The sequence below is a fragment of the Streptomyces sp. ITFR-21 genome (assembly GCF_031844685.1).
Classification (GTDB): domain Bacteria; phylum Actinomycetota; class Actinomycetes; order Streptomycetales; family Streptomycetaceae; genus Actinacidiphila.
The window spans coordinates 298,638-325,215 of the sequence record NZ_CP134606.1; the positions used below are offsets into that span (position 1 = coordinate 298,638).

Sequence of the window (26,578 nt, forward strand, 5' to 3'; positions counted from 1 at the left end):
CTGGGCGGCCGGGGCTGGAGGCCCCGGCCGCTCGCGATTACGGCCGCGGCTTCGGTGGCCCGGCGGGGCGGGTGGCCCGTCGGATGGCCCGAGGCGTTCCCGCGGATTTGGCCGTGCTCTTCGCGGCGGGCGGTGCCGGCGGTGCAGGGGTGGGCGGGGTCGGCATCATCGGCACCGAAGTCGGCGTTGCAGCTGGGGGCTTGGACACGCTCGGCGTCGCGGTGCCGGGCACCGCCGGCGCGATCGCCCCGGCCCGGGGTCCGGGCGGGCCCGACGACTTGGCGTTCGGCTGGATCGGTGCGAGGCCCAGATTCACCTGGGCCTTGGTGCCGGTCTGGGCGACGAACTTGCCGGCCGCGGCGACGTTGCGCTTGTACTCGGCGCTGAAGTCCTTGGCCTCCTGGACCTTCTTGTCGACCGCGCGTGCCTTGACCGCGGTGAGCTGGCCGCGCACCTGGTCGGCCCGCGCCTTGGCAGCGGCTGCGCCCCGCTTGGTCGCGGCGACTCCGCGCGGGACGCCCACCGGCGCGCCGACCGTGGCCATGAAGGCGAACTTCCCTGCCTTAGCGCCGTACTTCGCGGTGGCTGCGGCCGCCTTACCGGTGGCCATGGTGGCCCGGCCGCCTCGTGTCTGGGACATCTTGTTGGCGGCCGCCGTGGCCAGGCGCTTCTTCAGGGTGGCCTTCGCCGCCTGCTGGGCTGCGACCTTCGTCGCCGCGCTGGCTCCGCTGGTGCCGACGGCCGCGGCCGCGTTGGTGGCCAGCCGGGCGGCTGTCCGAAGGCGGCTGGCCTTGCGGTTAGCCTGCGGCGATCCGACCCAGGCGCTGCGGGCGGACTTCAGCCCCTTGCTCATCGGCTGGCTCACCCGGCGGGCCTCGCCGCGGGCCTCGCCCCACATCTGCTTGAGGCCGGGAGCGGTCTCGGCGTAACGGCCCGGGCTGTTGAACACCGACCGGCGCGAGCCGCCGACCCGGGCGTTGACCAGCTTGCGGTTCAGGTTGACCGCGATGCTCTGCGCTGTCTGCTTGATCCGCTTGTGGCCGGCCAGTCCGGCCACGGCCGTGACGTCGATGACGATGAACTTCACGGCCAGGACGTCGCCGGTATCCGCGTCGATGAGGGCCAGGACGATCAGGATGAAAATGGCCAGGAAGAGGATGGCCAGGACGATTCCGAGAACCGCTTTGGTGATCGCGGAGAACCACCGCCAGAGCGTGGCCCGGCCCCCGCCCGGCAGGATGCCGGCGCACAGGGCCCAGTGACCGCGGATCGCCTCAAATGCCAGCCAGCCCTGCGCCGTGAGGAATCCGCCGGTGACCAGCACCATGAGGACGGCGACGATGATGGCCGCGATCGCGACGAACAGGGCGCTGAAGGCGAGGTCTGCGGAGGCGCGTTTGGCCTTGGGCTTCTGGTCGCCGCACTGTCCCTCGAACTTCTTCGAAGCGTCGTTGAGCCCCTTGATGAAGTTCGTGTCGTAGATCGAGTCCATCATCGCGGCGTCCCAGTAGTCCATGCCGCTCTGGTCCAGGTCGTACTCGGCCAGCTTGAACTCGCGGAACGCCTCGTCGCAGGCGCCGTCGAAGGTGTTCCCGTAGACCATCAGCTCGTTGGGCTTGACGACGAACGCATCCACCAGGGCGTCGGTGATGGGCTTGGCGACGTTGTTGGGGTCGGAGCTGCCCTGGGCGTGCTCGGGGTCTTCGGACAGCACGATGCTCGCGACTTCGAGGGTGAAGTCTTTCGCTTTTCCCAGCAGGCCGTCGTTGGAGAGCAGCATCGTCGAGCCCTGCGGCTGGGGCTGGTCATGCTGGCCGAGCAGCACCTGGGCGGGCGAGACCAGCACGGTCGTGGCAACCGCGGCGACGACGAGGGAGACTCCGATCTCGGCGAAGCCGCGCGAGCGTGCCCGAAAGAGGATCTGCCAGCCGGCGTAGAAGCCGGCGAACAGCAGGAAGAGACCGGGCAGGCCCATCCGGTCGATGACCTGGTTCTTGATGGTGGTGGATATGTGGTCGACCGGTCCGATGAGGACGTCGGCCAGTCCGAAATTCAGCGCCCACTTGATCAGCCAGCACGTGAAGCCGATGACCCACTTCGCGACGCCGAACAGCAGCTGCGCGATGATGTTCCAGATCTTGAGGTCGATGTCCTTCCATCCGCCTGTGTCCGTTTTGACGGTGTAGGCGGAGATCGGCACGCCGTCTTTGTCGGTGACGTTGAAGGGCTGGAGGATGCCGTCACTGGCGTCCTTCTTCTTGAGCAGGTCGTCTGTCTTCGAGTTGCCGGTGCCGTCAGCGGGCTGGCCCGGTGTAGGGGACGCCGAAGACCCGGAGGTAGGGGTGGGCGACGGGTCGGCGACGGCGGCCGGGGCCAGCACGGCGGTGAACAGGATCAGCAGCAGGGCGACCAGGCCGAGGCGGCGGGCGGTCGGCCGCCGGCTGGCGCGGCTCATACCAGCGCTCCGTCCGCTGGTGCGGCGAGCTCTGCCACCTCGTCGACTTCGTCGTCGCTCTGGCCGGGGGTGGTGTAGATCGCCGCGGCTACGTCCTCGTCCGCCGGTACGAGGACCTTGAGACCGGCGATCCGCTTGCGGAGATCTCGGTAGAGGCACTCGCCGGCCCGCAGGCCGCGCTCTGCGTCGCTGACGTTGAGCGGGCTGAGGTTCTCGGTGATGACCTTGAGCATTTCGCTGTCGGCGGGGTCGAGGTCCAAGAACTCCAAGCAGCGGGCCGCGAGTGCCCGGCCCCGGTGCCGGAAGACGAAGATATGGGACAGCAACGCCCTGATCTTGTCCCCGAGTTCGTTCTTCGGGCCGATGTCGTACGGGTCGTGGCTGCCCGCGAAAGCTCCGGCGTTGTGCTTGCGGCCGTCGGCGATCATCTCCAGCAGGAGGCTGGAGCCCTCGGCTGACGAGGTGAGCCACCAGCACTCGTCGAGGAAGACGCCGGCGAACTCGCTCGGGTCGGCGAACGCGATCTCCCTGCAGAGCGCCGTCATCAGGTACATCAGCCGCCAGCCGAACCGCTTCTCCACCTCGAGCGAGCCGAGCCGGTGCTCGGACAGTTCCTCCTTGGTGGGCAGGCCCAGCCGGTCGACGGCGAAGACGATGGAGTCGGCCGCCGTGATCCTTACGACGGGCAGCGAGGCATCGAAGATGACGCGGCCGAGGTCCTTCTTCGCCAGCGAGCGCAGCTTGCGGACGAGTTCGGAGGCGGCGGCCCGCACCGCAGCGTCGTTCGGCTCGTCGGGATCCGGGGTCTGGGCCCGTGTGGCGAGGGTGCTGATGAGTGACGTCATGCTGGGCTTGGGCCCCAGGCGGGTTCCCTCGATCGCTTCGGCGAGCGTGATGCCCTCGACGCTCATGGAGCTGATGTCGAGGAGCGGGGTGAGGAAGGACTCGGTGTAGCGGGCGGCGCGCGGGCCGCGGAAGACGCGCAGGGGGTCCAGGCTGACGCCGGCGTTCTCGTCGACGTTGATGATCTGCGTGGTGCCCGGGCAGGCGCTCGCGAACCGCGACCACTCCTGCTGTGGGGTCCGGTCGATGACCAGGGCACGGCCGCGGGAGTTCCTCTGTCCGGTCCGGTGGCCTGTGGTGAGGATGGAGTACATCGCGCACTTCATCGCCACCGACTTGCCGGAGCCGAGCTCGCCGACGAACGCGGCGCTCGCGCTGGCGTTGACCCGCGGTCCGTGGGAGAAGTCGACGAGAACGGGGCGGACGCCGCCGCCGTTGAGCTGGAGGCCGAAGAGGCTGCCGGCGTCGTCGCCGAGACCGGCGCCGCAGAAGGGCATGCTCATCGCGAAGTCCCTGGCCAGGAGGAACTGCGTGTAGTCGAGCATCGGCTTGGGCGTCTTGGTGCCCGGGAGCATGCCGTGGAAGAGCGCGACCTGGTCGCCGGTGGGCCGCACCAGGGTGTAGTCGTTGCCACCGAAGTGGTTGGCCAGGGAGGTGGCCTTCTCGTCGGCCTCCTCGGCGGTGGTGCTCCAGACGCAGGTGGCGACGGTGGCCCGGATCTCTACCTCGGTCGAGGAGGCGGTGAGGCGGTCGCGGTACTCGTCCAGGGCGAAGCTCGCCTTGTCGAGGGAGGCCGGCACGCCGGAGGTCTCGCCGTCGTACTCGCCTCTTTGGTGGGCGAGCTCGCGCTGCTGGCGCCGGCTCTTGGGTTCGGCCTTGGAACCGGACTCGACGTGCAGGCGGACGGCCCAGTCGACGGGGAAGTTGAAGTCGTCGAGCGCAGCGAGGTACTCACTGCCCGGGAACCGGAAGGCCTCCGGCATCTCGGAGAGTACGCAGAAGGCCTGGTAGCTGTCGCCGAACTCGGAGGTGGCGCGCAGGTAGCGGCGCTTGAAGGGATTGGTCGGGCCCTTGGAGGGACGGTTGCCGCGGCCGCCCTCGTCGAGGATGACCTGGGTGTGGGCGGTCACGGTGTGGCCGCGTCCGCGCAGCGCTCGCGGTGCGCCGTCCTCGGGGAGCAGGGGTTCGCTCAGGCCGCGGCGGGCGCTGTGCCCGTAGATCCACAGGATCTCGGCCTCGGTGGCGGGCCGCATCTTGATGCCGGAGGGCCAGCCGGCGGCCAGGCGGGTGGCCTGCTCCAGTCGCTGGTGCTCCTCCGCCACGGATATCGGTCCGACCGGCAGGCCCAGCGTCCCCATCACCTCGGCCTGCAGGGAGGTGACGACGGCGCGGGCGCTCTGCTTGAAGTCGAGGTGGGCCAGGGGGACGGCCAGGAAGTCCACACGGCCGGTCAGCTCGAGGTCCTGGAGCTGGTCGAGGATCTTCAGCGACAGGTCGACGTACTCGGGAGACTGGTCGAGGTCGACGCCGGCGGTCATGCGGGTCACGACCGACGCGGCGTCGACGCTCGGGCACAGGCTGAGCAGGAGCGCCTCGCCTCGCAGCGACTTGAAGAGCGCTTCCAGCGAGTCCAGGCGTTCCCGCTTCGTCGACTTGCTGGCGTGCGTGTAGTTCTCGGTGTCGACGCGCCAGACCGCCCACACGCTGGCGGCGGTGGTCCAGATCAGGTGGCCGCTGATGTGCCGGACGGGCAGACGCATGTCGTTTCTGCTTTCTGTGCTGGTGCGATGGAGCGACGAGAGCCGCGTAGCGGCGATCAGTGCTCGTCGAGTGACGCGAGGAGGGCCTGGAGGCCGGTCTTCGGCTGCTGCGCGCGACCGGTCTGGGGAGCGGGCGGAGTCGTGGCCGGTGCCGGGGCGACCGACCGGGCCCGCTTCGCCGGGAGCCGCTTCGCTTCCGGCGTCGGCGCAGTCTCGATGGCGGACCGGGCGCTGCTGCGGATGCGGACCGTGCAGGTGGCGGATGCGAGCCGGGGGCGGGCGGCCCGCATCGGTTTGCCGGCGAGTCGCCCCTGCGCCGGGGTGGAGGAGTAGATGAACAGGCTCCGGACCGCCCGGGCCGGGTCGCGTCCGTCGAGCCGTGCGTAGCGCAGCACCCAGGCCAGCCCCCAGGGGAGCAGGACCATCAGCAGGAAGTTCATGACGCCGAAGTGCGCCCACAGGTCCTTGGTCATCACGAGGAGACCGAAGGTCAGCACCATCGTCATGACCTGGGTGATCGTGTACGGCCCTCCCGGGAGCCGGCCGGCTCCCGGGAGCTTGCCGATGACCAGCGGGTGCCGGCGGGCCCGCGTGTACGAGTGCCCGATCAGCTCTTCCTCCGAGGCGCTCACGACAGCCGCCAGCCCTCACCCGTCAGCGCGGGGGAGTCGCTCGCGACCTGCACCACGGAGACGGAGGCCGCACTGTCGTCGATCTCGGATCCGACCTTGGTCTTGAGGATCGCGAGGTTGCTGATGCCCCACAGCACGAGAGCGGCCAGGACGAAGGCGACGAGGGTGCCGACCCAGGACCGGGTCTTCCACCACGCGGTCAGCACAGCGATGATCGCCATGACGCCGGCCGCAGTGAGCACCAGGGTGCGGACCTGTCCCAGCTTGAGGTTGGCCCAGTCCATGAGGTCGCCGGCGAGGACGACGTGGTCCGGGTTGGAGAGCGTGTGCATGAACGATTCCTCTTTCTTAGGAGCTCGAAGCCGTGGGCGTGTCCGCCGCAGCGTCGGGATCAGCGGTGGTGTGAGGCGCTGCGGGGGGGCGCACTGCTCGCGCTGATGGCCGGGGCGTCGTCGACGGAGGCGACCTCCCACCGGCCGGCGCGGGACTTGAGGGTGAGCGCGTAGCTCAGCGAGGCGGTGTTGCCCGCCTGGTCCGTGGCGTCGACGTCCACCAACTGGTGGAGCTCCGTCCCGTCAGCGGGAACCTTCTGCTGCTCGGAGCTGGTGGAGTCGTCCTGAACGCCGGTGAGCTTGACCGCTGAGTACGGGGCGGGACTGATGGCCTGCAGACGCACGCCGGGGGAGGTGTACCGATCGAGCTCGACCGACCCGGTGAGGTAGGCGGACAGGAATCCCTCCGCCGTCTCGACCGCCGGATCGGCGCTGCTCGTTCCGCGGTCGGACTCGTACACCAAGGTTCCCGGCTTGAGCGATGCCGGAGCGGCCACCTGCGCCGGCAAGGACGTCGCCGCGTAACCAGCCGGCGCCGCCGCGGACTTCGAGGCGCCGCCGGCCGCCGCAGGACCCGCCGCCTGGACGCCGACGCGGAAGTACTGCACACCCAGCTGGCGGGCCTTGCCGTCGGCGTCCTTCGCAGTGACGTCGGCAGCCACGGTGATCGACCAGTAGCCGGGCTGGATCTCGCGGGAGGCGATCACCGTGGACCGGGTCGCTTCCCGTGAGCCGGGCTTGGCCGACAGCACGATCGACCCCGAGTAGTAGGGCGCCAAGTCCCGCTCGGTGCCCTGTCCGGCCTCCAGGTAGGCGGCGACGAACAGGCTGGCGAAACCGGCCGGGCCGGTCGCCGACGCCGGGGTCGAGGCGGCGGCCGGCTTCGCGACCCCCTGCGCCGGAGAGGAGGAACCGAGAAGGGCCACGGCACCGAAGACCGGACCCGAGACGATCAGCGCCCACACACCGACGCGGGTCAGGCGCGCGACTCCCGACATCTGCGCGGTGCTCGTCTTCCAGCCGGTTTCATCAGGCTCGGCAGGCGGGGCCTGCTGCGGCTCCTGGACGTCCTCGGCCCACTCCTCCGCCTCGGTGAGCTGCTGCTTGTCCGCCTTACGCTGGCGGCGCCCGCGCTTCACGAAGCCCTCCGTACGGCCTGGGCGGTCAGCACCGTCGAGATCCGCTCCTTGAGCTCGTCGGGCGTGCGCGCAAGCAGGACGTCCCACGACGCGAGGGCAGGCTCCGACTCCTTGTCGAGGAAGGTCCGCATCCGGGCGTGCAGCTCGCGGTCCATGGGCCGGCTCACCAAAGCGGCGGCGATCTGGGTCAGGTGGAGCGAGGCACGCGCCACCCGCGCCTCGTCGGCATCGAGGAACTGCCGGCCGGTGTCGGCTGGGGACGAAGTCGTGGTCACGTCGGTTCTCCCGGGATCGAGATCGGAGATGGGGGGCTGCGGTGGGTCTGCTGGGTTCTCGGTTGCTACAGGTGTCGGGGCGCGGCGCGGTGTGACACTTCGGCGCAGGTTTTTTCGAGCGGCTCATCTGCGGATGCCGGGCGGTGGCTCAGGCCGCGGCGAGGTACTGGGCGAGATCGGTGCTCGTACGCAGAGTCCGGACGGCGCGGCTGGCGTGCTGCCGCAGCAGTGCGCCCTGGGGGCCCATGGCCCGCGTGGTCATGTGCTCCTGGTCGGGGCGGGCGGAGGCGGAGAGGTAGTAGCGGGCGATGCGCTGGGCTTCGACGGCCTTCAACGCCCCGATCTCCACCGCCCACAGCAGAAGTTCGAGCACCTCGGTGCGGGCCTCGTGGCGGGCCAGGGCGGGTTCGTCGGCATCGACGAGCTCCAGCTGCGCCGCCCGCAGCAGCAGGTCGGCGAGCTCAACCGTGTCGTGCGGGGTGTCCGGGTCCTCGCTCGCCACCACGTGGGCGAAGCGGGTGTACTCCTCGGCTTCGGCGAGCGGCGCGACGCCTGCCGCCAGCTCCTGTACCTCTTCCACCGGGTCGATGTAGGCGGCGAGGGTGCGGCGGGCCAGCGCGAGAGTGTCCAGGGCCAGGTTGTTGAAGATGCGGTGCGGGCGCCGGTCCAGGGGGTAGGTCCGCACCACCTCGAACGCGGCGCCGAACACTGCCGCGCACACGTCGTCCCACGGCAGCCCGGTCCGCCTCTGGGTCTTGGCCATCAAGATCGCCTTGGGCAGGAGGATCCGGACGGCTATCCGCCATGCGAGGTCCCCGTCGAAGCCGCCGGCGGCCGCGCGCTCGACGAGGAGGCGCATCACGCCGTCGTGGCTGTCGGTGTCACCTCGGCGGTGGTGGTCGGCGATGGTGGCGACCACGTCCTGAGGGCAGGTGGCGCCGGCGAGTTCCGGGTGCTGCTCCGCCCACTGCCCGACATGGTCGGCGGCGCGCAGTTCCGCGCAGAGCACGTCCCAGTCGCGGTTCATCGAGCTGATCGTGGTGTAGCGGAGCACGGACTCGGAGGAGTCGAGCACCGGGGTGATCTGAGTGGTGGCCACGTCCGTGTCCGTCCTTTCGCGTCATCCGGTCTGGATGGCGCTCACACTCCTGACACCCCCCTTGTCCGCGGTCTGGCGGCGATGGCCACGGCGGGCGGTCCAGGGGAAACCGCTGAGTGCCGGCCGTCCGCCAGCGCGGACAAGGGGTCGGTGGTCAAGGGGTGAGAGAGGCGGACAAGGACCCGGACAAGGGGGCCTTGCCGGATGAACGTCATCGCCTGGCCGGTGAATGTCATCGGCTGCATCACCCGGTGCGATGAACGCCGGGGGCGCAGGGCGGGCTGCATCGCATCGGCCAGGTACGCCGCGGCGGCGGCGGAGCGGCGGACCGTGCATTCATCGCATCGGGTCGCGACATCCGGTGAGTCCGCGGATGAATCTGACCCGATGGACGCACCCCGGTGAGCGGCCATCGCTGGTCTTCTTCATCGGGACCTGGCCGAAGGTGCGCGAGCGCGCGCTGGTGAACCTCGACTCCCTACGGAGGGGGACCTCACCTGGATTCCGAGAGACGGGCTGCGGCCGCCCGGCCGGCTTCAGTCGTCGCTCCGTTCGGCTGAAGCCTGGGGCGAAGCTGGCTGGCCGCCCACCCGGCGGCCGCCCTCTCCGTGTCGTCGGCGTTTCCCCTGGACCTCGGGCGCGGTCCAGGGGAAACGCCCTGGTCTCGCGCCCTGGTCAAGGGGTAGGCGCCGAGGGTGGACCAGGGGTACCGGCCCGGGCAGGCGCCCTTGGTCAAGGGGTAGGCAGGATCGGCGGACACGCCAGCGTTGCCGGGCGGAAACCGGTCCGAACGGGGAGACGCTCGCAGGGCTCCCGACCGCAGGAGGCGCTCGGCGGCCCGTGCGATGAGCCGCACTGTCCCGGTCACGCACCGCCCCGTCAGTGGGGCTCATCGCTTCCGTTCATCGGGGGAGTGAAGGACGACGCCTTCACGGAGCCGTTCATCGCGCTGGTGCGCGGATGCGGTTCATTGCGATGCAGTGCAGCGTTGCGCGATGAAGTTCATCGGACTTTCGCGCACAGATCTCGTCGGCCTCCATCGTGAATCCACATCGAGTGAGTCGGCTGAGGCGATCACCGGCGAACTCGATGTAGTTCACTTCCCGCGCGATGCAGCTCACTGGCCGCAGGACGTTGCCGAGGACGGACAGCGGGGATGAGCGGGTGAGCGGTTCGGCGCGGCGTGAGCCGGAGCGGCCTCCAGCAAGCGGCGACCTGTGCCCAGGCGGCGCCCGTGGTCGCGACCGAGAACTGGTCAAGGCCCCCGGGGGATTCCGGGAGCGGCCCCTGGTCCAGGGGGAGCGGCTCTGTCCCGGGAATTGGTCAAGGGGTTCGTGGGAGGAGCGCCCGGAGAAGCCTCTGGGGTGAGGGACAGGCTCGAACGGGGCGGCTCAGCTGAGGAACCCGCCGGAGATGCGTCCCGCCCACCGGATCGGCGGTGCGAGGCATCGCGCACGATGAACGGGGATGGGCCCCGTGAACACCGAGCCCGTATCGGCGACGCCAGCCACCGCGTCACGATGCGACGCACTGCAACCGGCGGGTCCGGCACCGCACGCACAGGCCGGCTGTCCCGAGTGCCGGGCGCGAACACCCGGCCCCGTTCCATCCGGCGCACGCTTCGACGTGCGCCGGTGCGGTTCGGATGAGCGCGAGTACACCGGCATCCTCGGTCCGGCACAGCGGGCACAACCCGTCATCGAGCGCCCGTTTCACGTGCAGGATGCGGCATCCGCACCCGCGGCAGTGGCTGCGAGGAACCGGCGGAGCGACCGGTGACCGCGGTGGCTCGACGAGCGGCTCGGCACGCCGGGACTGGTCCGGTGCGCTGTCGCGACGACGGTCCTGAACGATCTCTTCGCACACCGAGCAGCGGCGCCCGCTGCTCCACAGCACGCCGGCTTCGCAGTCGAAGATTCCGCAGCCCCAGGCGGGAAGAGCGACCCCCAACAGCCACCGGCCGGGGTCGCGGATGTCATCGGCCATGGTGCGGGCGTAGCGCTCGACGAGGCGTTGGCGCAGGCGGTCGTCGGCGATGCCGGCGCGCAGCTGGCGACCGACCTCGCGGGCGATGCGCCGCTGCATGTAGACGTTGGCGCGCTGGTAGAGCCAGCGCACCGGCTCGAGCACCGCGTGCACCCGGGTGCTGATGGTGAGCGGTGGGCCGGAGTACGTCCGGGGTCGGTGGGAGGAGGGGTGGTTTTCATCCGCGCGAAGCGCGAGCCGCCCTGGTGCTCGGGGCTCCTGAGGCTGTTCGTCGGCGTTTTCCACAGCTTCACCCACCTGTACTTCGCCTACGGCGGGTGAGGAGAGTGCGCGCTCGTCATCAGGTCGGTCAGTCTTAGGTTCTTCCTTGTACGCGAGCGATCCCGCATCAGCTGCGGAACCCGATCCCTCACCAGCACCAGAGGTCGTCGGGTCCTCGTCGTGCTGTCCACCGGAGGCTGGCCGGACGTCCGGGAGGATGTCGTGGGCGGTGAAGTGGTGGCGTCCGCGGGTTCCCGCCCTGCGGTCGACGGTGATCCACCGTGCGACTTCAAGAGCGTCGACGATCTCTCCGGCGGCCGCGGTCGTCAGCGGCTGGCCGGCCCTGCGCCCGCTGTGGTGGTGCAGTGCTCCCGCGATCTCCGATTCGGTCAGCGGGATTCCCTGGGCCTGGGCGTACGCGATCAGTGCATAGACCCGCAGTTGCCTCGGTGTGAGGTCCTCGGCGGCAGCCACCGGGATCCAGACGAAGCCCTCTGTTGCGGTGACGGGCCGGGTACGGCGCACTGCTGATGTCCCGCATCCGCCGGGCCGGGTACGGCGCACCGAGGAGAGTTCGACGACGCCGTCGGGACCGGGCCGGGTCAGCTGGGTCATGCCGCGTTCGACGGAGGCCTTGGACAGGCCCAGGTAGTCCGCGATCGTCGCGGTGGCGGCCGTGCAGCCCTGCGGGCGGGAGGCCAAGGCGCCGATCTTCACGTACACGCTCACCGCGACGTCGGCGTACTGCGATGTGGTGATCAGGCGCAAGGGCACCTTCACCCGCTGGCGCCGGGGAGGGCGCGCGGCCGCGCCCGCCGGCGGCGGGTCGGTGGATCGGGGTACGGCTGTTGTGCTGGGCACGCTGCTCCTGGCGCACCGGCGCCGCTGGGCGGCGGTCACGGTGCGCTGGGTCTCGGCGGCGCCCCGGGTACGGGGGGCCGTGTCTGGGGTCTGACTGGCCGGTGGCCTCGGACGGAAGCGAAGGATCAGGTCCTTCGGTTCCTACGGGTGTCGAAAATCCCGGCGGTGTGACAGTTGGGCCGGGGAAATCGCCGACGAGTCTGTGACCAGCAGGTCAAGGGGGCGGCGGACGCCCGGACAGACCCCTTGACCGCGAGCGGACGTGCCCGCCTCGCGCGGTCTGCGGATCACCGCGGCGGTGCCTGGAGGCACCGTGCCCTGCGCGGGCCGCGGCTCGCCTTGCCTCCAGCCGCTTCGGCCGGGCACGCAGAAGCCCACGCGCAGTGGCGGGAAGATCACGGACGAGCGAAAGATGGCCGTGAACACCGGGTTGCGGAAGCGTCCGAGCTGACAAAGAGCATGGGTGTACTGCAAGATGGACCCCGTTCTCCCGGGTTGCCTCGGGAAACGACGAACCCCCGATGGGGGGATTGCTGCTGGAGGGCAGTGATTGCCGGACCAACTGGTCTGGCCTTCGCTCGGACGAGTTGCTACCTCGTCGGAGCGGTGACGGTCGGCAGAGGAGCGGCTAACTCCGAAGCCGGCGGGGAGGGCGAGGAGCGACCTTTGCTAGAGGCGCCCGCCCGGGATTTCTACGACATGATCGAGTCCCCCCTCCGGGGGCAGACCGGCACCCACGACAGGGCCGCGCACGCCGCGCGGAGACGGCTTGGTGTCGGCCGTGGCAAGCGGGTGCACATCATGGGAGAACCGCCTTCTCGGTTCATCGGGTCCTGGCCCGCCGCTATCGGCTGAGGTCCCGAGGGTGAGGCGTAGTGGATCAAGCGGATGCCACCCTATCCCTTGGACAGGACGGTGCACACGCATTGTGCGAGCCGTCGCGAGGGCTTCTGCGACCGCTTGAACAACCGTCATAAAGGCGATTAGTTGGGCGCTAGTCGAATCAAATAGTGTTCTATGTAAGGATTGTCACTCTATCCGCCCGAACTACCGTCACAAGATACGAGTTCGGTCGTTCGTCAATGAATCCGACTCTTCGGACTTCAAGGACCGTTGCGCTGCGCCCGGCTCGGAGGAGTTCGCCCTCCTCGGGGCTCGCCGGCCGCCCAGACCATTGGCTGGCGTGTCCCGTCTCGTGCGCCTCGGCGCCCGCGGGGAACGGGGCTCCGGCGACGCCCTGGCCGCGAGGTGCCGTGGCCGGCTTCGCGGTGAGCAGCGTCTGCAGCGCCCACGGCGCGCCCGCATGCAGCAGCACCGCCTTCCGGGCGAAGAGGGGGGTGTGCGGTGCGAGGCTGAGCGCCTCGGAAGCTCGGGGGTCGACCCTGCGGCCCTGGACCTGGAGGAACTCGTAGGCCGCGCCCTCCGGCTGCGCGGGTGCGAGGAGGCCGTCCCCCGCCAGCCGGGCTTCCATGAGCGGCGCCGGCTGCAGGACCCGGGCTCGCCGCCGCGGCGCCATCTCCACGAGCCCTTCGGACTCAAGCACCTTTAGGGCCTGGCCCATCGTGTTCTGCGCGACGTCGTACTTCTCCGCCAGCTCCCGCTGTCCCGGCAGCCTCTCCCCGGCGGCGAAGGTGCCGTTCAGGATGTCGGCGCGCAGCGCCGCCGCAGCCTGCTCGTGCGGGTGATGGGACGTCATGCCCACATCTTGCCGCACCAGCCAGAGCTCTCCGTCCAAGATGATCCACCTCTTCCTTGACGTGATCCGTTTCGGCACGCATTATCTGACTCAACTGACGCAAGTTAGTTAAGTCAGATGGGCCGTGTAAATGCAAGCGGTCTCCAGGGCTGGTTCCCCCGGAGACCGCAGCGCCCCATCCCATCCCGTCACAGGAGGACAGAACGCATGAACGCCATGATGACAGCTCACCCGCCGGCCCGGGCCCAGCTCCCTGACCAGGGTGAAACCGACATCGCCCAGTACGTCGCCAGCGCCGAAACGATCGATGCACTCGCCGCCGGCGGCTACCTCGTCGGCCGCGACGGCCACCTCATCGTCCGCGAGCTGCGCGCCCCGCAACTGCGGCGAGCGCTCATGCACTCGGTCTGCTACGCGATCCAGCCCGATGTCGACGACTTCTACCAGGAGGACGGCGAGCCGGCGGCCGACTGGCGCCGGCGCCGGACCAGGACGGTCCGCAGCCACTGCTCCGTGTGCCCGGTCCGCGCCGCGTGCGCGGAGCTCGCCCTCTGCGACGGGGACACCCAGGGCGTCCGCGGTGGCTTGGCACCCGAGAAGCTCCAGCGCCGGTTGCTGAAGGAGGCACCGCGCCTGGAGCAGGCCCGCGCCCGGGACCAGAGCGCCGCACTGCGACGGCAGAAGCGCATCGAGGCGGCCGCGGAGGTACAGCGGCTCGCGCGCCAGTACCTCGCCGGGTCGGTACGAGCGGACAAGCGAGAGAAGAACCGCGAGGCGATCGGGGAGGCAGTGCGTCGCCGCGACCAGCTGGTCGCCGAGCACCGCCTCGCCGCCGGTTGGACGGAGGCGGCATGAGCTTTCGCACCCTCGCCGCGCGCCTCACCCGGACGCTGCGACGTTCCGCAACTACGGACGCTCCAGGGCCTCGGCACCTTGCCGGCCGGCATCGTGCCGCCGACTGCGCCTGCGACCTCAACCGTGCCCTGATCAGCCATCTCGCGCGTCGCGACGAGGCCGTCTTACTGCCCGTCCTCGTCCAGGCCGACGGAAACCTCCCACCCGTCCACCCGCTCACCGTGCTGCTCCTGGCCCGACTCCGCCAGGTCACCGCCGAGCGCGACGCCTACCGGGCCTGGGTCACCGAGGATCCGGTGCCGCCCACCGATCAGCAGCTGCGCGCCACCGCCGCCGAGGCGGCCGGCTTTGTCGCCAGGAGGGATTCTCCGTGACGCTCGACCTCGTCCCCCGCGGCTCAGCCGCTCTCGAACTGCTCGGCAGCTGGCAGTTCGTCGCGGGCGCCCTGGTCCTCACCCTCGGTCCCGCGATCGCCCTTCACCGGCGCCGCCTCGCTCTGGTCACGATGACCGACGCCGAGCGGACGGCTGCCGCCGACTCCCGCGGCCGTCGGATCGAGGACCTGCTGGCGGTCGTCGTCGCCGCCGCCCTGTCGGCAACCGGCCTGCGTCGCGTCGGCCAGTACCAGATGGGCCTGCAGGATCCCTTCGACCTCCTGCCGTTCGTCGCCCTCGACGTCGCCGCCATGGTCTGGGGCCGCCGAGCGCGCCGCCGAGCCCGCTCGGGGCACGGGCCCGGTCTGTCCGGCGCCCTGTTCTGGGTGCTCGCCGGCGTCAGCTCCGTCTTCTCCGCCGCGGAGGCGGACTCGCTGCTCGGTTCCGCAGTCCGTGCGGTATGGCCGGTCCTCGCGGCCGTCCTGTGGGAGATCGGCTCGCTCGAGGAGCGGCGCGCCGCCCGCAGCCCGGGCGGACGCCCGGACCGCCTGGCTGGCCATCTCGGTGTGAAAGAGCAGTCCCTGAAAAACCAGCGGCAGCGGGGCAGTAAGCGACGCGCTGAAGAGACTCCTTGACGGATTGCCGTAGGCATGACAAGTATTGAAGTTTTCCCCTCCTTCTGAAGCGGTGCCTGTGTGTGCGGATTGGATGACGCGTCGGCGCGGTGGCCACCGCCCGCGCTCGCAGTGACCCCCACCCCAAGCCAGTAGCGGACACCCTGGTGGATGGCGGAGACGCTCCGAATGTCTACATGTCATGACCTTGATAAATCGGAGGTTCCCGCACCCCCCGGGGGTGTTGCCTGCGTCCGCGCCACGTAGAGCCACCCGACGCCCCCTTGGCTGCGCCCGTGCCGGCACCCCCGGCGTCCCGCCGGCTGCTCGGCCTGCTGGCGTGCGGGTCGGATGGAGAGAGCGTCAAGGGGCGAGCCGGCTGCCTGTCGCTGCCTGTCGGTGGTGGCCTTATGTCCGATTTCGTCCTGTCGGCCGACCGTGTCGGAGCCTGTCCCACCCTGTCGGCCGAGCCGTCGGCCGACAGGGTGGGTTGACAGGCTTTTATGCGCCCTGACCTGCAATGACAGGCCAGACAGGCATTTTTCGTACCCCCCTAGAGGTCCGAAAATCGCGGGATTCGGGCGGTTGGTCGCCCGTTGGCCGCGGTGATGTGACGCACGCCACAATCAAACGTACTTGGTACTCGTACCAAGTACGTTATGGTGATGGCACAGCACACCACGAACCACCGATGGGGAGACAGGCCATGGATGCGTTGCAGCGGCTCAGCGATGAGATCAGCGACCTGGTGATGGACATCCGGGTTTTGCGTGCACACACCCAATTGGACCTGTACGAGACCGCTCTCAACTTCATGCCGCGGATCGCTCCGGCCACCCCCTACGTGCTGGAGACCGAGGAAGAACGGGTGATGCGCGAGAAAGGTGAGCAGTTGCTCGCTGACGCGCTGGCCGCCGAAAGCGACGCCAGGTGGCTCGCCGACCGCGCGGCGGATGCCGCCGCGAACGCCTACACCATGACCCGCGCGGAGTTGGGAGCGGAGTACGCGGCGCACGTGGAACGGCTCGTCCGCACAGTCCGCGCGTACGTGCTCACGCACCGGCCGGAGCATGTAGTTGCGGCCGGCGAAGCACTTGAAAGGGCGGAGTCTGCTCGACGTACCGCAGACGTTCAGGGGGCGGAGCACGTCGGCGCCACCATGCCCAAGATCTCCGCGGTGGTCAGCGTGGCACCGGACGCGGCCCCCTCAGACCCGGGTGCGGCGAACACCTGGGAGGGGGAAGGCGGCGCCGTTCCAAGTGTTGACACCCCCCGCGGCCCCGAGGCCGGCCCGACTGCCGCCCAGCTCGGCCCGGTACCCGGCCCGGGGGACGCTCCCGCGAACCGGGCGAAGCCTGCCGGGCGCGGTGACTGCGCGGCGGCAAACGCGTGTGGCGGGTTCGGGGTGCTGCTGTGGGACGTGCCCGGCTGTGCTCCGCGCTGTGCCGAGTGTGCCGCAAAGGTCATGGGGTGCTCTCCGGCAGCGCTGCGGGCGCTCACCCTGCCTGGGGATGTCGTGGAGGCGGAGGAAGAAGCCGACGCGGCGGACATCGTCATCCGGCACACCCACGAGGACGGGACCACCGTTGAGGGGTCCTCCAAGGGTGACGGGGTGTGGGAAGCGCTGAAGCCGTTGGGCTGGGCCTACCGGCGTGACCCGGGGATCTTCATCCGCGGTAGCCGCTACAAGGGCGCCGACCGGTGGAAGATCAACCGGGCCGCGGACGCGGTGCGCGCACTGGGCCTGTCGTGCGCCGTGGTGATCGAAGAGACCATGTCGTTCGCGGAGCGGGAGGCCGCCCGCGTGGACGCGGCCGAGGCGCGCGCGGAGCGGTTCACGGACCGGGCCGGACGTGCGGCGGCCGAGTCCGACCGGCTGTGGGACGCCCACAACTCCATCGGGGAACGCTTCGTCATGGGTCAGCCGATCCTGATCGGGCACCACTCCGAGCAGCGGGCCCGCCGTGACCAGGAGCGCATGTGGTCCATGGCGCGCAAGAGCGTCGGCGAGCAGCGGCGGGCGGGCTACTGGGCCAACCGCGCGGCGGCGTCCGAGGCGTACGAGCGGTACCGGACCAACCCGGGGCGCACCCTGCGCCGTATCGAGAAGCTGGAGGCAGAACGCCGCGGCGTGCTGCGGGAGCGCGACGGAGTTGACGACACGGGCCGCAAGGCCGATGTGTGGCGCCGTGAGCCGTCCGAGGCGCGCCGGGAAGAGCTCACACGTCGTCTGGCCGAGTACGACGAAGAGCTGACGTACTGGGCGGAGACGATCAAGGAGGCGGAGCGGCGCGGCTTCAAGGTGTGGGGCAAGCCGGACTTTGTCCGTGGTGACTTCGCGCGGTGCCGGGGGACCTGGTACGAGGTGACCCGGGTCAACGCCAAAACGGTGACGGTGCCGCACATCCACGCCGCATTTGACGGCGGCGCCGTAGGCGCGGTCGACGGCTCCCGTGTGGTCACCCGCGCGGCAACGGAGCAGACCCGGCACAAGGGCAGCACGTACACGCTCCCCTACAACGAGGTGAGCGGGCGCATGTCGGCCGAGCAGATGCGGGCCGCCCTGGCAGGTGAGCCGATCCCCACCGACCCGCGCGACGTCACCTCCGAGCCCGCCCCGGAAGCCGCCGAGGCGGAGCAGCCGGCCGACGCGCACGACAGCGCCGCCGACCTGGCGCAAGGACCCGCCGCACCGGGCGGCGGCGCGTCGGCCCCTGCGGACGTGGCGACCGTGGCGGAGCCCGCGGAGGTATGGGAAGGGGAAGGCGGCGCCGTGCCGGGCGTCGGCACCCCCCACGGCCCCGGAACCGGGCCGACGGCCGCGGAACTTGGCCCGGTGCCCGGACCGGGCGGCGCCGGCATGGTCACCGCAGCGGGCGCACCCGCGGCCGACGCTGCCCCGGAGGGAAAAGGGGACTCTCTTGAATTGTCAGGGGCGCGCCAAGAAGAACAGCCCCGGGCCGCCGCGCCGGACGTGACGACCGAGACGGACCCTGCAGAGGTGTGGGAGGGGGAGGGGGCGCCGTGCCGGGCGTCGAGACGCCGACCGCGGCTGCGGGTGACGTCGACCAGACGGCTCCCGAGCCGGTGGCGGTGTTCATCGCGTCGAAGAACAGCATTCCGGCGCGTACGCGGGTGTTGTGGTGGATGCCGCGTTCCGATGCGGTGCGCCTGTGCTCGGACCCGCGCACGTTGTGGGCGTCCTCTGCGCTGCACTGGACGGCGGGGGTCGACCCCGATGCGCAAGGTACTGACTGGGAGTTCACCGAGGATCGGTGGCCGCAAGAGACGGCCGCACTGTTCGCGGAACTGTTCGTCCGGCCGCTGTCGTGGGAGGAGGTCCAGGAGCGGAAGCCCGGCACGTGTCACCCCGATCGCTGGTGCAACGACGCGTGGCCGTGCGGACGGGACTTTGCGACGTGGCAGGCGAAGCAGCCCAAGAACAAGGGCCAGCTCCGCCGGGAGCAGCAGGAAGCCGCACGGGTCAGCAAGGCTGCACCGGCCGTGATGCAGTCGGAACAGCCCGAGGGCGACGCGCAGGTGCACACCGCGCCCCCGACCGTCACCGGTGCCGAGCCTGCCCACCCCGCCGCACAAGACGAAGTCGTGCCCATAGATGTGGCGGAGGAGCCCGACCACCCCGCCCCCGAGGAGGTCGTCCTGACTCTGTTCTGACGAGATCACCCCCTGCCTGATCGAGACTGACCGCCCTGCCCGGGGCCGGTTCCTGCACCGGCCCCGGGCACGTTGACTGCGCGACCGACCCGCCACACTAGGAAGGCCCCTGCCATGACCGCGCCCCGCACCCGAAGCACCGACCCGGCCCGCACTACAGCTTCCCGGCCCGCCGGCACCCGCACCTACCGGGGCCGCACCCTGGTCGGCGTCGCGCCCGGCCCCTGCGGCGTCCCCGTCGTCATCGTCGGGGAACATGCCCCTGGCACGCCGGCGGCCGAGCAGCGCAACACGACCATCCTCGGCACCTACGGTCAGCAGCTCGCCGAACTGCTCGACCGGGTCCGCGCCGCGCTCGATGCGCTCGATGCTGCACCGCTCGACGCTCTCCGGGCGCAGCGTCAGCCCTGGTGGTACGACCCCGCCACGATCGAGACGTGCCCGCGCTCGGCCAGGCTCGCCCATCCCGGCCCGCGCGGACACCTCGACCTGCACGCCCGCCGCAAGGGTGAGAACTGCACCGACCCGGACTGTGTCACCTACCGCCGCAAGTCCGAGCGCCGCAAGGCCACTTCGTACGGCATCACCGGCCGGTCGGTCTCCGCGCTGCTCGGCGCGGCCGGGTACGAGGCCCGCACCGACCGCAGCCCCGGCGGCTACGCCGCCGAAGGCGACACGAAAGCCCGGTGCGTGTGGCTGCACCCCGGCCGCCAGGACGCCGAGGGCCTGGCCGCCGTCCTCACCGGCCGCGGCCTGGTGCCGCCAGAAGAACCACCCCGGTGTGCACATCGACGACCTCGCCGATGACCTCGGTCACCGACCCCGCCTCCCTGCCCACCTGGTCCCCGACCTCACCCCGCAGCCGACCCCTCGCAACGCACCGCCCACCACCCGCTGACACCCCGTGTTCGGCCCGGCCCCGGGGGCCCCGTGCCGGTCCCGGTCGGGCGGTCAGTGCCGGCCGGATGCAGGGGAGTGGCGAGACCCCTCCCCTCCCCCGGCCCGCGAGGCCGACGGTCGCCTACTGCCTACCTACCGCCCTACCTCTGAACCGGGCGCCCGCGAACGACGCGCCGGCCGGATCCGGCGCCCATGCCGCCCGTGCGACGTTGCTTAACTCGATAAATACTTGTACTGTGAGGATCGCCGGAAGAAATTCCGAGGTCCCTGTCACACGCAGCTCGCGCAGCGCACCTGTAGCAGACGAGCGCACCCACACATCTCAGGAGCCCCGCCGTGTCCCACGCCCGCACCATGCTGATCGCCACCGCCGCCGCGACGGCCGCCCTCCTTCTCACCGGCTGCGCTGACCAGCCTGTCAAGCACGGCGAGATCATCGGCAAGCACGAACACCCCGAGGGGTGGGTGCCGGTCTACAAGGACATCTACCGCGAAACGAACTGCCGCTTCATCACTACCAGCGCCTTCAACATGTCGCTCTCCCGCACCACAAGCGGGACCAGTGGCGGCAAGACGCTCACGTCCGGCGGAAGGTCCGGCACGTCGTCCACCTCATCCGGCAGCACAGGCAAGGCGCCCATCTCAGGCGGCTCGACCGGCGGGAAGTCCCCGACCTCAGGCGGCTCGACCGGCGGGGCGAACCCGGGTACGTCCGGCACTACTTCGGGCGGATCCCACCCGTCGACGCGCTGCGACAAGAAACTCGTGGGCCGGAAGAAGACCGGCCAGCGGTGGCAGCCCGGCAAGTGGGAACTCAAGCTCCGCGACGGCGACCGCACGGGCTGGATCGAGGTCACACACACCAAGTACCTCACGGTCGACCTCCACGACCACATCTGAGTCCGGCACCTGAATCACGAAGGAAGCCCAAGACCGTGGACCACCAGCCAGCCACCAACCCCTACGAGTACATCACCAAGGCCCAGCTCGACCCCGACCCGGAATCACTGTGGATCGGCCAGACCGTCCACGGTCCCCATCGCACCCGGTACGTCGTTCAGCGCGTCTACCGAACCCCTTTCGGTGCCGACGTCGCACTGTGCCTCGAAGAGCATTACAAGGCACTCCGGCTGGAAGCCACCGACATGCTCTCCACGCCCCAGCGTCCCGCCGTCCGACGCACGGCCTATCTCCGCAACTACCGGCGCCTGCTCGACCTCCACGGACTCGTCGGCGAAGGGAAGGCCACACCACGGACTCATCGCGCCATCGCGCGCCGCTCCGCCTTCTGGGAGCAGTTCCTCTATGCCCGTATCTACGTCGAGGCTGCCCTCCTGGAGCAGGTGAACAACGGCGACCGACTCGTCACCTCCAACGGCGTACAGATGACCGTGCTCGACGCCGACGCCGCGCGTTGTCCGCTCAAGGGATGGCGCACCCACATGCGCGTCGAGATCGCCCCCGAACGCCGTGACCTGGCCGACCGCTGGAACTGGGACCAAGGACAGACGAACTACTTCATCCCGCACGAAGGGTGGGGACTGCTCCCCACCCTCGACCTGGTCTGACGCCACAGGAGCCCCGTTGAACCGCGCCCCAGCACGCTACCCCCGACATGCCGGCGACCCGCTACCCAGGGACCAGTTACTCCACCCCGAACACCCACAACGAAGAACCGGACATGAGGCCGCGCTCACCCCTGAGCGCGGCCTCTCCCCTCTGCCGAGGAACCTCCATCGCTGCCCGCAGGGAGCCAAGGCCGGCACACCACGCGACAGCGAAGCCGACGCGACTCCTCGGCGGCCATAACCCGGTCGGCGAACCGCACGCACCTGCGGCTCCCCACCACCCGCAAGGCCCAGCACCTTTGAGGTGCCCCGAAGCTTCCGGACAGGGACCCAATAGGGTTGTCCTGTCAAGGAAACGAGGAAGCACGAAGTGGCGCCACCCAGTAAGTACACCCCGGAGTTCCGTGAGGAAGCTGTCCGGGTCGCACTCCAGTCCAGTAGGACCATCTCTGAGACGGCCCGCGAGCTCGAATTGAACCCGGAGACGCTCCGGGGCTGGGTGAAGAAGTACCAGAAGCAGAACGAGCCAGCGGCAGGTTCGCCGTTGACGCTGGATGAGCGGGCACGCCTGAAGGAACAGGACCGGCGTATCCGTGAACTGGAGATGGAGAACGTTTTCCTGAAAAAATGCGCGGCGTACTTCGCGAAGGATCCCCGGTAGTGAGCAGGTACGAGTTCATCGAAACGATGCGGCCCGACACCACGGAGTACGCGCATCCCGTCGAGTTCATGTGTGAACGGCTCGACGTGTCCAAGTCCGGCTACTACGAATGGCGGAACCGCCCGGATTCTGCCACAGCCCAGCGGCGCGAGGAATTGAAACTGCTCATCAAGAAGGCATTCGACATGTCGGACAGCACCTACGGATACCGGCGCGTCCACGCCCAGCTCGTCCGCTGGGGCCGCCCCGCCGGCCTGGAGCTGGTCCGCCTGCTGATGCGTGAGCTGGGTCTGGTGCCCTGCCAGCCCAAGCCGAAGCGGTGGTCGCTCACCCAGGCCGCAGCCAGCGACGTGCCGGACCTTGTCAGCCGGAACTTCACCGCCGACGCGCCCGGCGAAAAACTCGTCGGCGACATAACCTACGTAAAAACCGGAGAAGGATGGCTTTATCTCGCGACCGTCATCGACTGCTGCACGAAGGAAGTCATCGGCTACGCGATGGACGACCACTACCAAACTCCTCTCATATCCCAGGCCATCCGCAACGCGGCGCGGAACAGGAAACTCGCCGACGGTGCAATATTCCACTCCGATCGCGGATCGAACTACATGTCCGCCGAGTTCGCGGCGACGCTGAAACAGTTCGGACTCCGCCGGTCATCCGGACGTACCGGCGTCTGCTGGGATAACGCGATGGCGGAATCATTCTTCGGCGCTCTGAAGAACGAGCGGGTTTCCCGCGTGACGTACCCGACCCGAGAGGACGCCCGACAGGACATCACCCGATACATCGAACTCTGGTACAATCACAAACGCCTCCACTCGGCTGTCGGATACCGCCCACCGCGAGAAGTTCACGCCGAATACATGGAGTTTCGTATAGCCGCGTGAAATAAACTGTCAGATCACTGTCCGGAAAATGCGAGGCCCCTCACACCCATCGAGCACCGAGATTCCGCACTGCGTCGACCCGTCGCTCGGGAGTGATCCGCCCTTCTTTGTGGGCTCAGCCGAAAGCCACCGCGGGCCGCCAGATCCTGAGCCGCGCAGTTGGGCCGCACCTGCAGGGCGCGTTAGCCGCAGAGGCCGCGGCCCAAGCGACGCGCCGGCGGCCCCGTGTTCGGATGCCCCGGCCTGCGCGGCGAGGCCGCCGCCAGGCTCCGTCAATCCGCCGGCGAGAGGGAGACTTCTCCCCCCGGAGCCTTCCGGAGGAGAAATCTCCCTTCTACCCATTCGCGCAGCGAACCCGGCTCCCGAGGGGAGATTTCTCCCCCTTGGGGTGGGGAGAAATCTCTCCCCCGGAGTCTCCGGAGTCTGGCCCCCTGAGGTACGGAGATTTCTCCCTCACCCCCGAACTGCCCCGGGGTGGGGGGAGAAATCTCTCCCCCCACCCCGGGAGCTACTTGCCCTACAACTTGCCCTACAACTTGCCGTTCAACTTGCTGTTCAACTGGCCTATCAACTTGCTCTACAACTTGCCTCACCCGCCCCGACGAGGTCGGAGAACCGGCACGTCAAAGGCGCGGACAAGGGGCGCCCAGCACGCCGACTACTTCTCTACGAGACCCCCAAGGGAAGTGAGGACATCAGCGAAGAGCAACGGGTGAGGAGATGAGGGAAGGAAGAGACGGGCAGGAGTCGGGCGGAGATCGGTAACGGCAAGTGCGGTGAGAGGAAGAGAGGAGACGAGCGGAGGAAGTGCAGACGAGCGGAGGAAGCGCAGACGAAGGAAGAAGAGCCGAACAACAGAAGGACCGAGCGAACAGAACAGCACGTAGGCGGAGAACAGGCAGAGGTGTCGAGGACGGATGCGGATCGGAAAGCCGGTCGCAGCGCTGCGACGCATGCGCGGAGCGGTCACCGTGGCGCTGCGGCGAAGGCCCGGGGCCAGCCTCCCGCGCCGGGGCGGGAGCGACCCGACACGGGGGCGCTGCATAACTCGATAAATCGGGCGGCCCCGCTCAGCGAGAGGCTGAGCGGGGCGGAGGGGGCGGGCGGCGGTCCTACTCGGCACGCCGGATCATCCGCAACGCGGCGGCCCGGCTGTTCGCGCTCAAGTGCTCCCGGGCGTGGATGCGTGCGGCCCGGACCCTCCGGAATTCGGCGGCGGCGGCCGTGTCCCCTTTCGCCGCGCGGGCGAGCAGAGCCACAAGTGGATCGGTGTTCACAGCATGTCCCTTCTGCGGGCGGGGGTTCAGATCTGCGGGTTGTCCTCGGTGGTCAGCGCCAAATCCGTTCCCGAGGACGAGAGACGAAGCCCGGCCATTTCCAGGGTAGCGACAACCTGCGCCCGCACGCCCCCTTCTTCCCACGGGGTGGAAGAAGCCTCTCGCTCCTCTTCGGTGGAGTACCACCACCACACGCCCACCTCGCTACCGGCAGTGTGGACGTAGACGCCGCTCCCCATCGGCTGCATCCACCGGGCCATCTGGACATCAGCGGCCCGGAGTACCTCCGCCACGGCCTTTCCGAGCCGCTCGTTGCCGTCGATCCGGGCGCGGTTCTCCGCCATGATTTCCTTCACGTCCGCTGCGGTGGCGGGCCGGTAGTGGCTGGTTCGGCCTGTCCGCTCGTACGTGATCGTGAGCGACCCGTCCGCGTGCCGCTCGGTCGGGTTGTGGTCGGCCTGAGCCTGGACGACGTGCGCTTCGCTGATGCCGCGTCCACCCGTTGACCCGTTCCACTGGTACCAGGCCACGGCGGAGGCGGGGGAGTGCGTCATGAGAAAGCCTTTCGGTGCAGAGCAGGGAGGGAGAAGGGCGGGCGCACCGTGGGCGCCCGCCCGATGGAGCTGGTGACTACCACCAAAGCGGGGCCGGACTGGCGAACGGTTCGATGCCCGGCTGGCAGCCGTACGCGCTCGGCGCGAGGTTCCGCAGTGCGGCGAGTTCGCCGTGCGACCCGCACTCGACGCACGTTCCGCCCCGCTGATCGCCGTTGGCGTCCAGGTCACAGACGCGGGCCGTGGTGGGCGCGGGCGGCCCCTGGGGGGGGTTGGGGGCCGCCCGGCCCGGGTCGGGGTGCTTACGCGGCCTTGTAGCCGTTCAGCTTCTCCGTCAGCTCCGCCCGCGCGAGCTGGAGCGCCTTGATCTGCGAGTCGATCTTGTCGATCTCCGGCTGGATCGCCTCGGCCCGCTGGCCGTTGAGGAAGGCCGCGTACTGCGCCTCGCGCTTGGCCGTGGCCTTGTCGGCGCGGTACTCCGTGACCAGGGCGGTCACGAGGTCGCGGACCTTCTCGAACGTGGCGGTGCTCGCACGCCCGGAGGGGGCGTTGGTCGGGAAGTGCGCGCCGAGCACGGTCCGGTGGAACGTGATCTTCGGGTTGGGGTCGCTCTTCTCGTCCTCCGGGTTGACGTCCAGATCGGCCGGGTTGACGAGCTGGTGACCGACCACGTAGATCAGGTCGCCGTCGCCCAGCATGGGCACGTCCACCCGCTCGTGACGGTCGGTGCTGCCCTTGCCGAACTGGATGTTCAGCAGACCGGGGACGGCCGGGTTCAGGTTGTAGTCCGGGTGGACCACGATCGAACCGATCGGCATCGCGCCCTCCTGGAAGACGCGGGAGAGGTCGTAGACCGCCTCGCCGTTCTCGCCCGTCTCGACGGAGTACGAGTAGGTGGAACCGGCCTGGGTGGTGAAGGACTTGGTACCGGACATGAAGATCCCCTCCAGAGGGTCAGTGGTGAGTCGGTTTCTCGGCCGGTTCTTCGTTCCCCCGACCTCGTGATAACTACAGTACATGGGTTCATCGAGTTATGCAACACCCGAACGGGACACCCCTACAACGCTTCACCGAACCAGGCCCCTACTAGGAACTTCGCCCACCCAGCCCCCCACCCCGGCCCGCAACCCGCGCACCCCCGACCGACCACCACCCACCCCGGGGCCGACCGGCACCCGCCGCCCGATCCCCGCCACCGAATCAGGAACGCGAATCTAACACCATCGGGAAAGCCGCCCCGCCATCCCGGGCGCGAATCTAACGCGCCGCCCCCGCACCTCCGTTGGAGCGGCCCGGATCTAACGCCACCGGAAACCGGCGAATCTAACGCCCCGCCAACTCGGGCGCGCGAATCTAACGCCACCTCCGGAAAGCCCAGAAAGGCCCCTCACGCCCCCGCCCGGTTACCGCCCTCTCTCACCTTCCCTCCGCCGCCCCGGACGCTGTAGGCTCCCACCAGAGCAGTACAGAGGGGCGCACGACACCGGCCCGGGGCCACCCCGGGCGACCGGCCCCGATGCCCCATCAATTCCCGTTGCATAACCTGAAAAAGGCGGCCCCGGCCCCCTATACTGGTTCCACACAGCAGGACATCGGACCCGGACGAGAAACACCCCGGAAACCCAGAGAAAAACCGCCGAGAAACCGCCGAAAGGCCAGCATGAAAACCGGGGACGCCCCCACCACCTAGCCAGCCAATCGGTAACCGCAACACCCGCAAACAGAAAGCCTGATAACCACCGCGACCACCCACCGGCCCCCGGCCCGCCCCGCGGGCCGGCTCCCGGCCGGCCCCGCGGGCCGGCCGGTCAGCGCTCCGCGCTGACGGTCTGTCAGAGGGCGCCCCGCGCCCTCTGTACCCGCTCCGCGGG

At 69.6% G+C, this 26,578-nt stretch carries 21 protein-coding genes; 10 read left to right on the forward strand and 11 right to left on the reverse strand.

Going from position 1 to position 26,578, the window contains the following annotated elements; translation table 11 throughout:
• Window positions 1–37 precede the first annotated feature (37 nt).
• The 7 genes from RLT57_RS32125 to RLT57_RS32155 all read right to left on the reverse strand — a co-directional run bounded on the left by RLT57_RS32125 (window position 38) and on the right by RLT57_RS32155 (window position 8,535).
• Complete coding sequence (locus RLT57_RS32125; RefSeq protein WP_311301201.1) at window positions 38–2,455, reverse strand: hypothetical protein; 2,418 nt, start codon at window positions 2,453–2,455, stop codon at window positions 38–40.
• Window positions 2,452–5,058, reverse strand: a complete 2,607-nt coding sequence (locus RLT57_RS32130) for an ATP-binding protein (protein ID WP_311301202.1) — start codon at window positions 5,056–5,058, stop codon at window positions 2,452–2,454. Before RLT57_RS32130 ends, RLT57_RS32125 begins: the two co-directional genes overlap by 4 nt.
• A gap of 56 nt (window positions 5,059–5,114) precedes the next feature.
• Complete coding sequence (locus tag RLT57_RS32135) at window positions 5,115–5,690, reverse strand: hypothetical protein (RefSeq protein WP_311301203.1); 576 nt, start codon at window positions 5,688–5,690, stop codon at window positions 5,115–5,117.
• On the reverse strand, window positions 5,687–6,022 hold the full coding sequence (locus RLT57_RS32140) for a hypothetical protein (protein WP_311301204.1): 336 nt from the start codon (window positions 6,020–6,022) through the stop codon (window positions 5,687–5,689). Before RLT57_RS32140 ends, RLT57_RS32135 begins: the two co-directional genes overlap by 4 nt.
• Window positions 6,023–6,081: 59 nt before the next feature.
• The gene (locus RLT57_RS32145) at window positions 6,082–7,161 is read right to left on the reverse strand and encodes a conjugal transfer protein (RefSeq protein WP_311301205.1); all 1,080 of its coding nucleotides are present in this window, start codon (window positions 7,159–7,161) and stop codon (window positions 6,082–6,084) included.
• Window positions 7,158–7,436: a hypothetical protein gene (locus RLT57_RS32150; RefSeq protein ID WP_311301206.1), complete on the reverse strand. Its 279-nt coding sequence runs from the start codon at window positions 7,434–7,436 to the stop codon at window positions 7,158–7,160. The genes RLT57_RS32145 and RLT57_RS32150 overlap by 4 nt, the downstream gene beginning before the upstream one ends.
• A 148-nt stretch (window positions 7,437–7,584) precedes the next feature.
• Complete coding sequence (locus RLT57_RS32155; RefSeq protein WP_311301207.1) at window positions 7,585–8,535, reverse strand: hypothetical protein; 951 nt, start codon at window positions 8,533–8,535, stop codon at window positions 7,585–7,587.
• A gap of 995 nt (window positions 8,536–9,530) precedes the next feature.
• Between RLT57_RS32155 and RLT57_RS32160 the strand changes: the two genes are divergently transcribed.
• Window positions 9,531–9,695, forward strand: a complete 165-nt coding sequence (locus RLT57_RS32160; protein WP_311301208.1) for a hypothetical protein — start codon at window positions 9,531–9,533, stop codon at window positions 9,693–9,695.
• 355 nt (window positions 9,696–10,050) lie between these two features.
• Here RLT57_RS32160 and RLT57_RS32165 read toward each other — a convergent pair whose 3' ends face one another.
• The gene (locus tag RLT57_RS32165) at window positions 10,051–11,556 is read right to left on the reverse strand and encodes a hypothetical protein (RefSeq protein WP_311301225.1); all 1,506 of its coding nucleotides are present in this window, start codon (window positions 11,554–11,556) and stop codon (window positions 10,051–10,053) included.
• 1,102 nt (window positions 11,557–12,658) lie between these two features.
• Window positions 12,659–13,339 carry a GntR family transcriptional regulator gene (locus RLT57_RS32170; protein WP_311301209.1) on the reverse strand — a complete coding sequence of 227 codons (681 nt, stop codon included), beginning with the start codon at window positions 13,337–13,339 and terminating at the stop codon, window positions 12,659–12,661.
• A 207-nt stretch (window positions 13,340–13,546) separates the two neighbouring features.
• Here RLT57_RS32170 and RLT57_RS32175 point away from each other — a divergent pair, with 207 nt between their 5' ends.
• The 9 genes from RLT57_RS32175 (at window position 13,547) to RLT57_RS32215 (ending at window position 22,876) form a co-directional block, all read left to right on the forward strand.
• A complete protein-coding gene (locus RLT57_RS32175) occupies window positions 13,547–14,194 on the forward strand; it encodes a WhiB family transcriptional regulator (protein WP_311301210.1) in 648 nt (215 codons plus the stop codon).
• Window positions 14,191–14,568, forward strand: coding sequence for a hypothetical protein (locus RLT57_RS32180; protein ID WP_311301211.1), 378 nt, complete (start codon window positions 14,191–14,193; stop codon window positions 14,566–14,568). The genes RLT57_RS32175 and RLT57_RS32180 overlap by 4 nt, the downstream gene beginning before the upstream one ends.
• The gene (locus tag RLT57_RS32185) at window positions 14,565–15,203 is read left to right on the forward strand and encodes a DUF2637 domain-containing protein (protein WP_311301212.1); all 639 of its coding nucleotides are present in this window, start codon (window positions 14,565–14,567) and stop codon (window positions 15,201–15,203) included. Before RLT57_RS32180 ends, RLT57_RS32185 begins: the two co-directional genes overlap by 4 nt.
• A 685-nt stretch (window positions 15,204–15,888) precedes the next feature.
• Window positions 15,889–18,690, forward strand: a complete 2,802-nt coding sequence (locus RLT57_RS32190) for a DUF3560 domain-containing protein (protein WP_311301213.1) — start codon at window positions 15,889–15,891, stop codon at window positions 18,688–18,690.
• Window positions 18,690–18,857, forward strand: coding sequence for a hypothetical protein (locus RLT57_RS32195; protein ID WP_311301214.1), 168 nt, complete (start codon window positions 18,690–18,692; stop codon window positions 18,855–18,857). Before RLT57_RS32190 ends, RLT57_RS32195 begins: the two co-directional genes overlap by 1 nt.
• A 114-nt stretch (window positions 18,858–18,971) precedes the next feature.
• Window positions 18,972–19,664: a hypothetical protein gene (locus RLT57_RS32200; protein ID WP_311301215.1), complete on the forward strand. Its 693-nt coding sequence runs from the start codon at window positions 18,972–18,974 to the stop codon at window positions 19,662–19,664.
• Window positions 19,665–20,093: 429 nt separating this feature from the next.
• Window positions 20,094–20,657: a hypothetical protein gene (locus tag RLT57_RS32205; protein WP_311301216.1), complete on the forward strand. Its 564-nt coding sequence runs from the start codon at window positions 20,094–20,096 to the stop codon at window positions 20,655–20,657.
• Between the two features lie 35 nt (window positions 20,658–20,692).
• Window positions 20,693–21,325: a hypothetical protein gene (locus tag RLT57_RS32210; protein ID WP_311301217.1), complete on the forward strand. Its 633-nt coding sequence runs from the start codon at window positions 20,693–20,695 to the stop codon at window positions 21,323–21,325.
• Between the two features lie 370 nt (window positions 21,326–21,695).
• Window positions 21,696–22,876, forward strand: a protein-coding gene (locus RLT57_RS32215; protein ID WP_311301218.1) for an IS3 family transposase whose coding sequence is annotated in 2 segments (ribosomal slippage) — window positions 21,696–21,960 and window positions 21,960–22,876 — 1,182 coding nt in all. Because the reading frame shifts where the segments join, the coding sequence is not laid out codon by codon here.
• A gap of 1,303 nt (window positions 22,877–24,179) precedes the next feature.
• Here RLT57_RS32215 and RLT57_RS32220 read toward each other — a convergent pair.
• Both RLT57_RS32220 and RLT57_RS32225 read right to left on the reverse strand, forming a co-directional pair.
• Window positions 24,180–24,707 carry a hypothetical protein gene (locus RLT57_RS32220; protein WP_311301219.1) on the reverse strand — a complete coding sequence of 176 codons (528 nt, stop codon included), beginning with the start codon at window positions 24,705–24,707 and terminating at the stop codon, window positions 24,180–24,182.
• Between the two features lie 302 nt (window positions 24,708–25,009).
• The gene (locus tag RLT57_RS32225) at window positions 25,010–25,642 is read right to left on the reverse strand and encodes a hypothetical protein (RefSeq protein ID WP_311300932.1); all 633 of its coding nucleotides are present in this window, start codon (window positions 25,640–25,642) and stop codon (window positions 25,010–25,012) included.
• Between the last annotated feature and the right edge of the window lie 936 nt (window positions 25,643–26,578).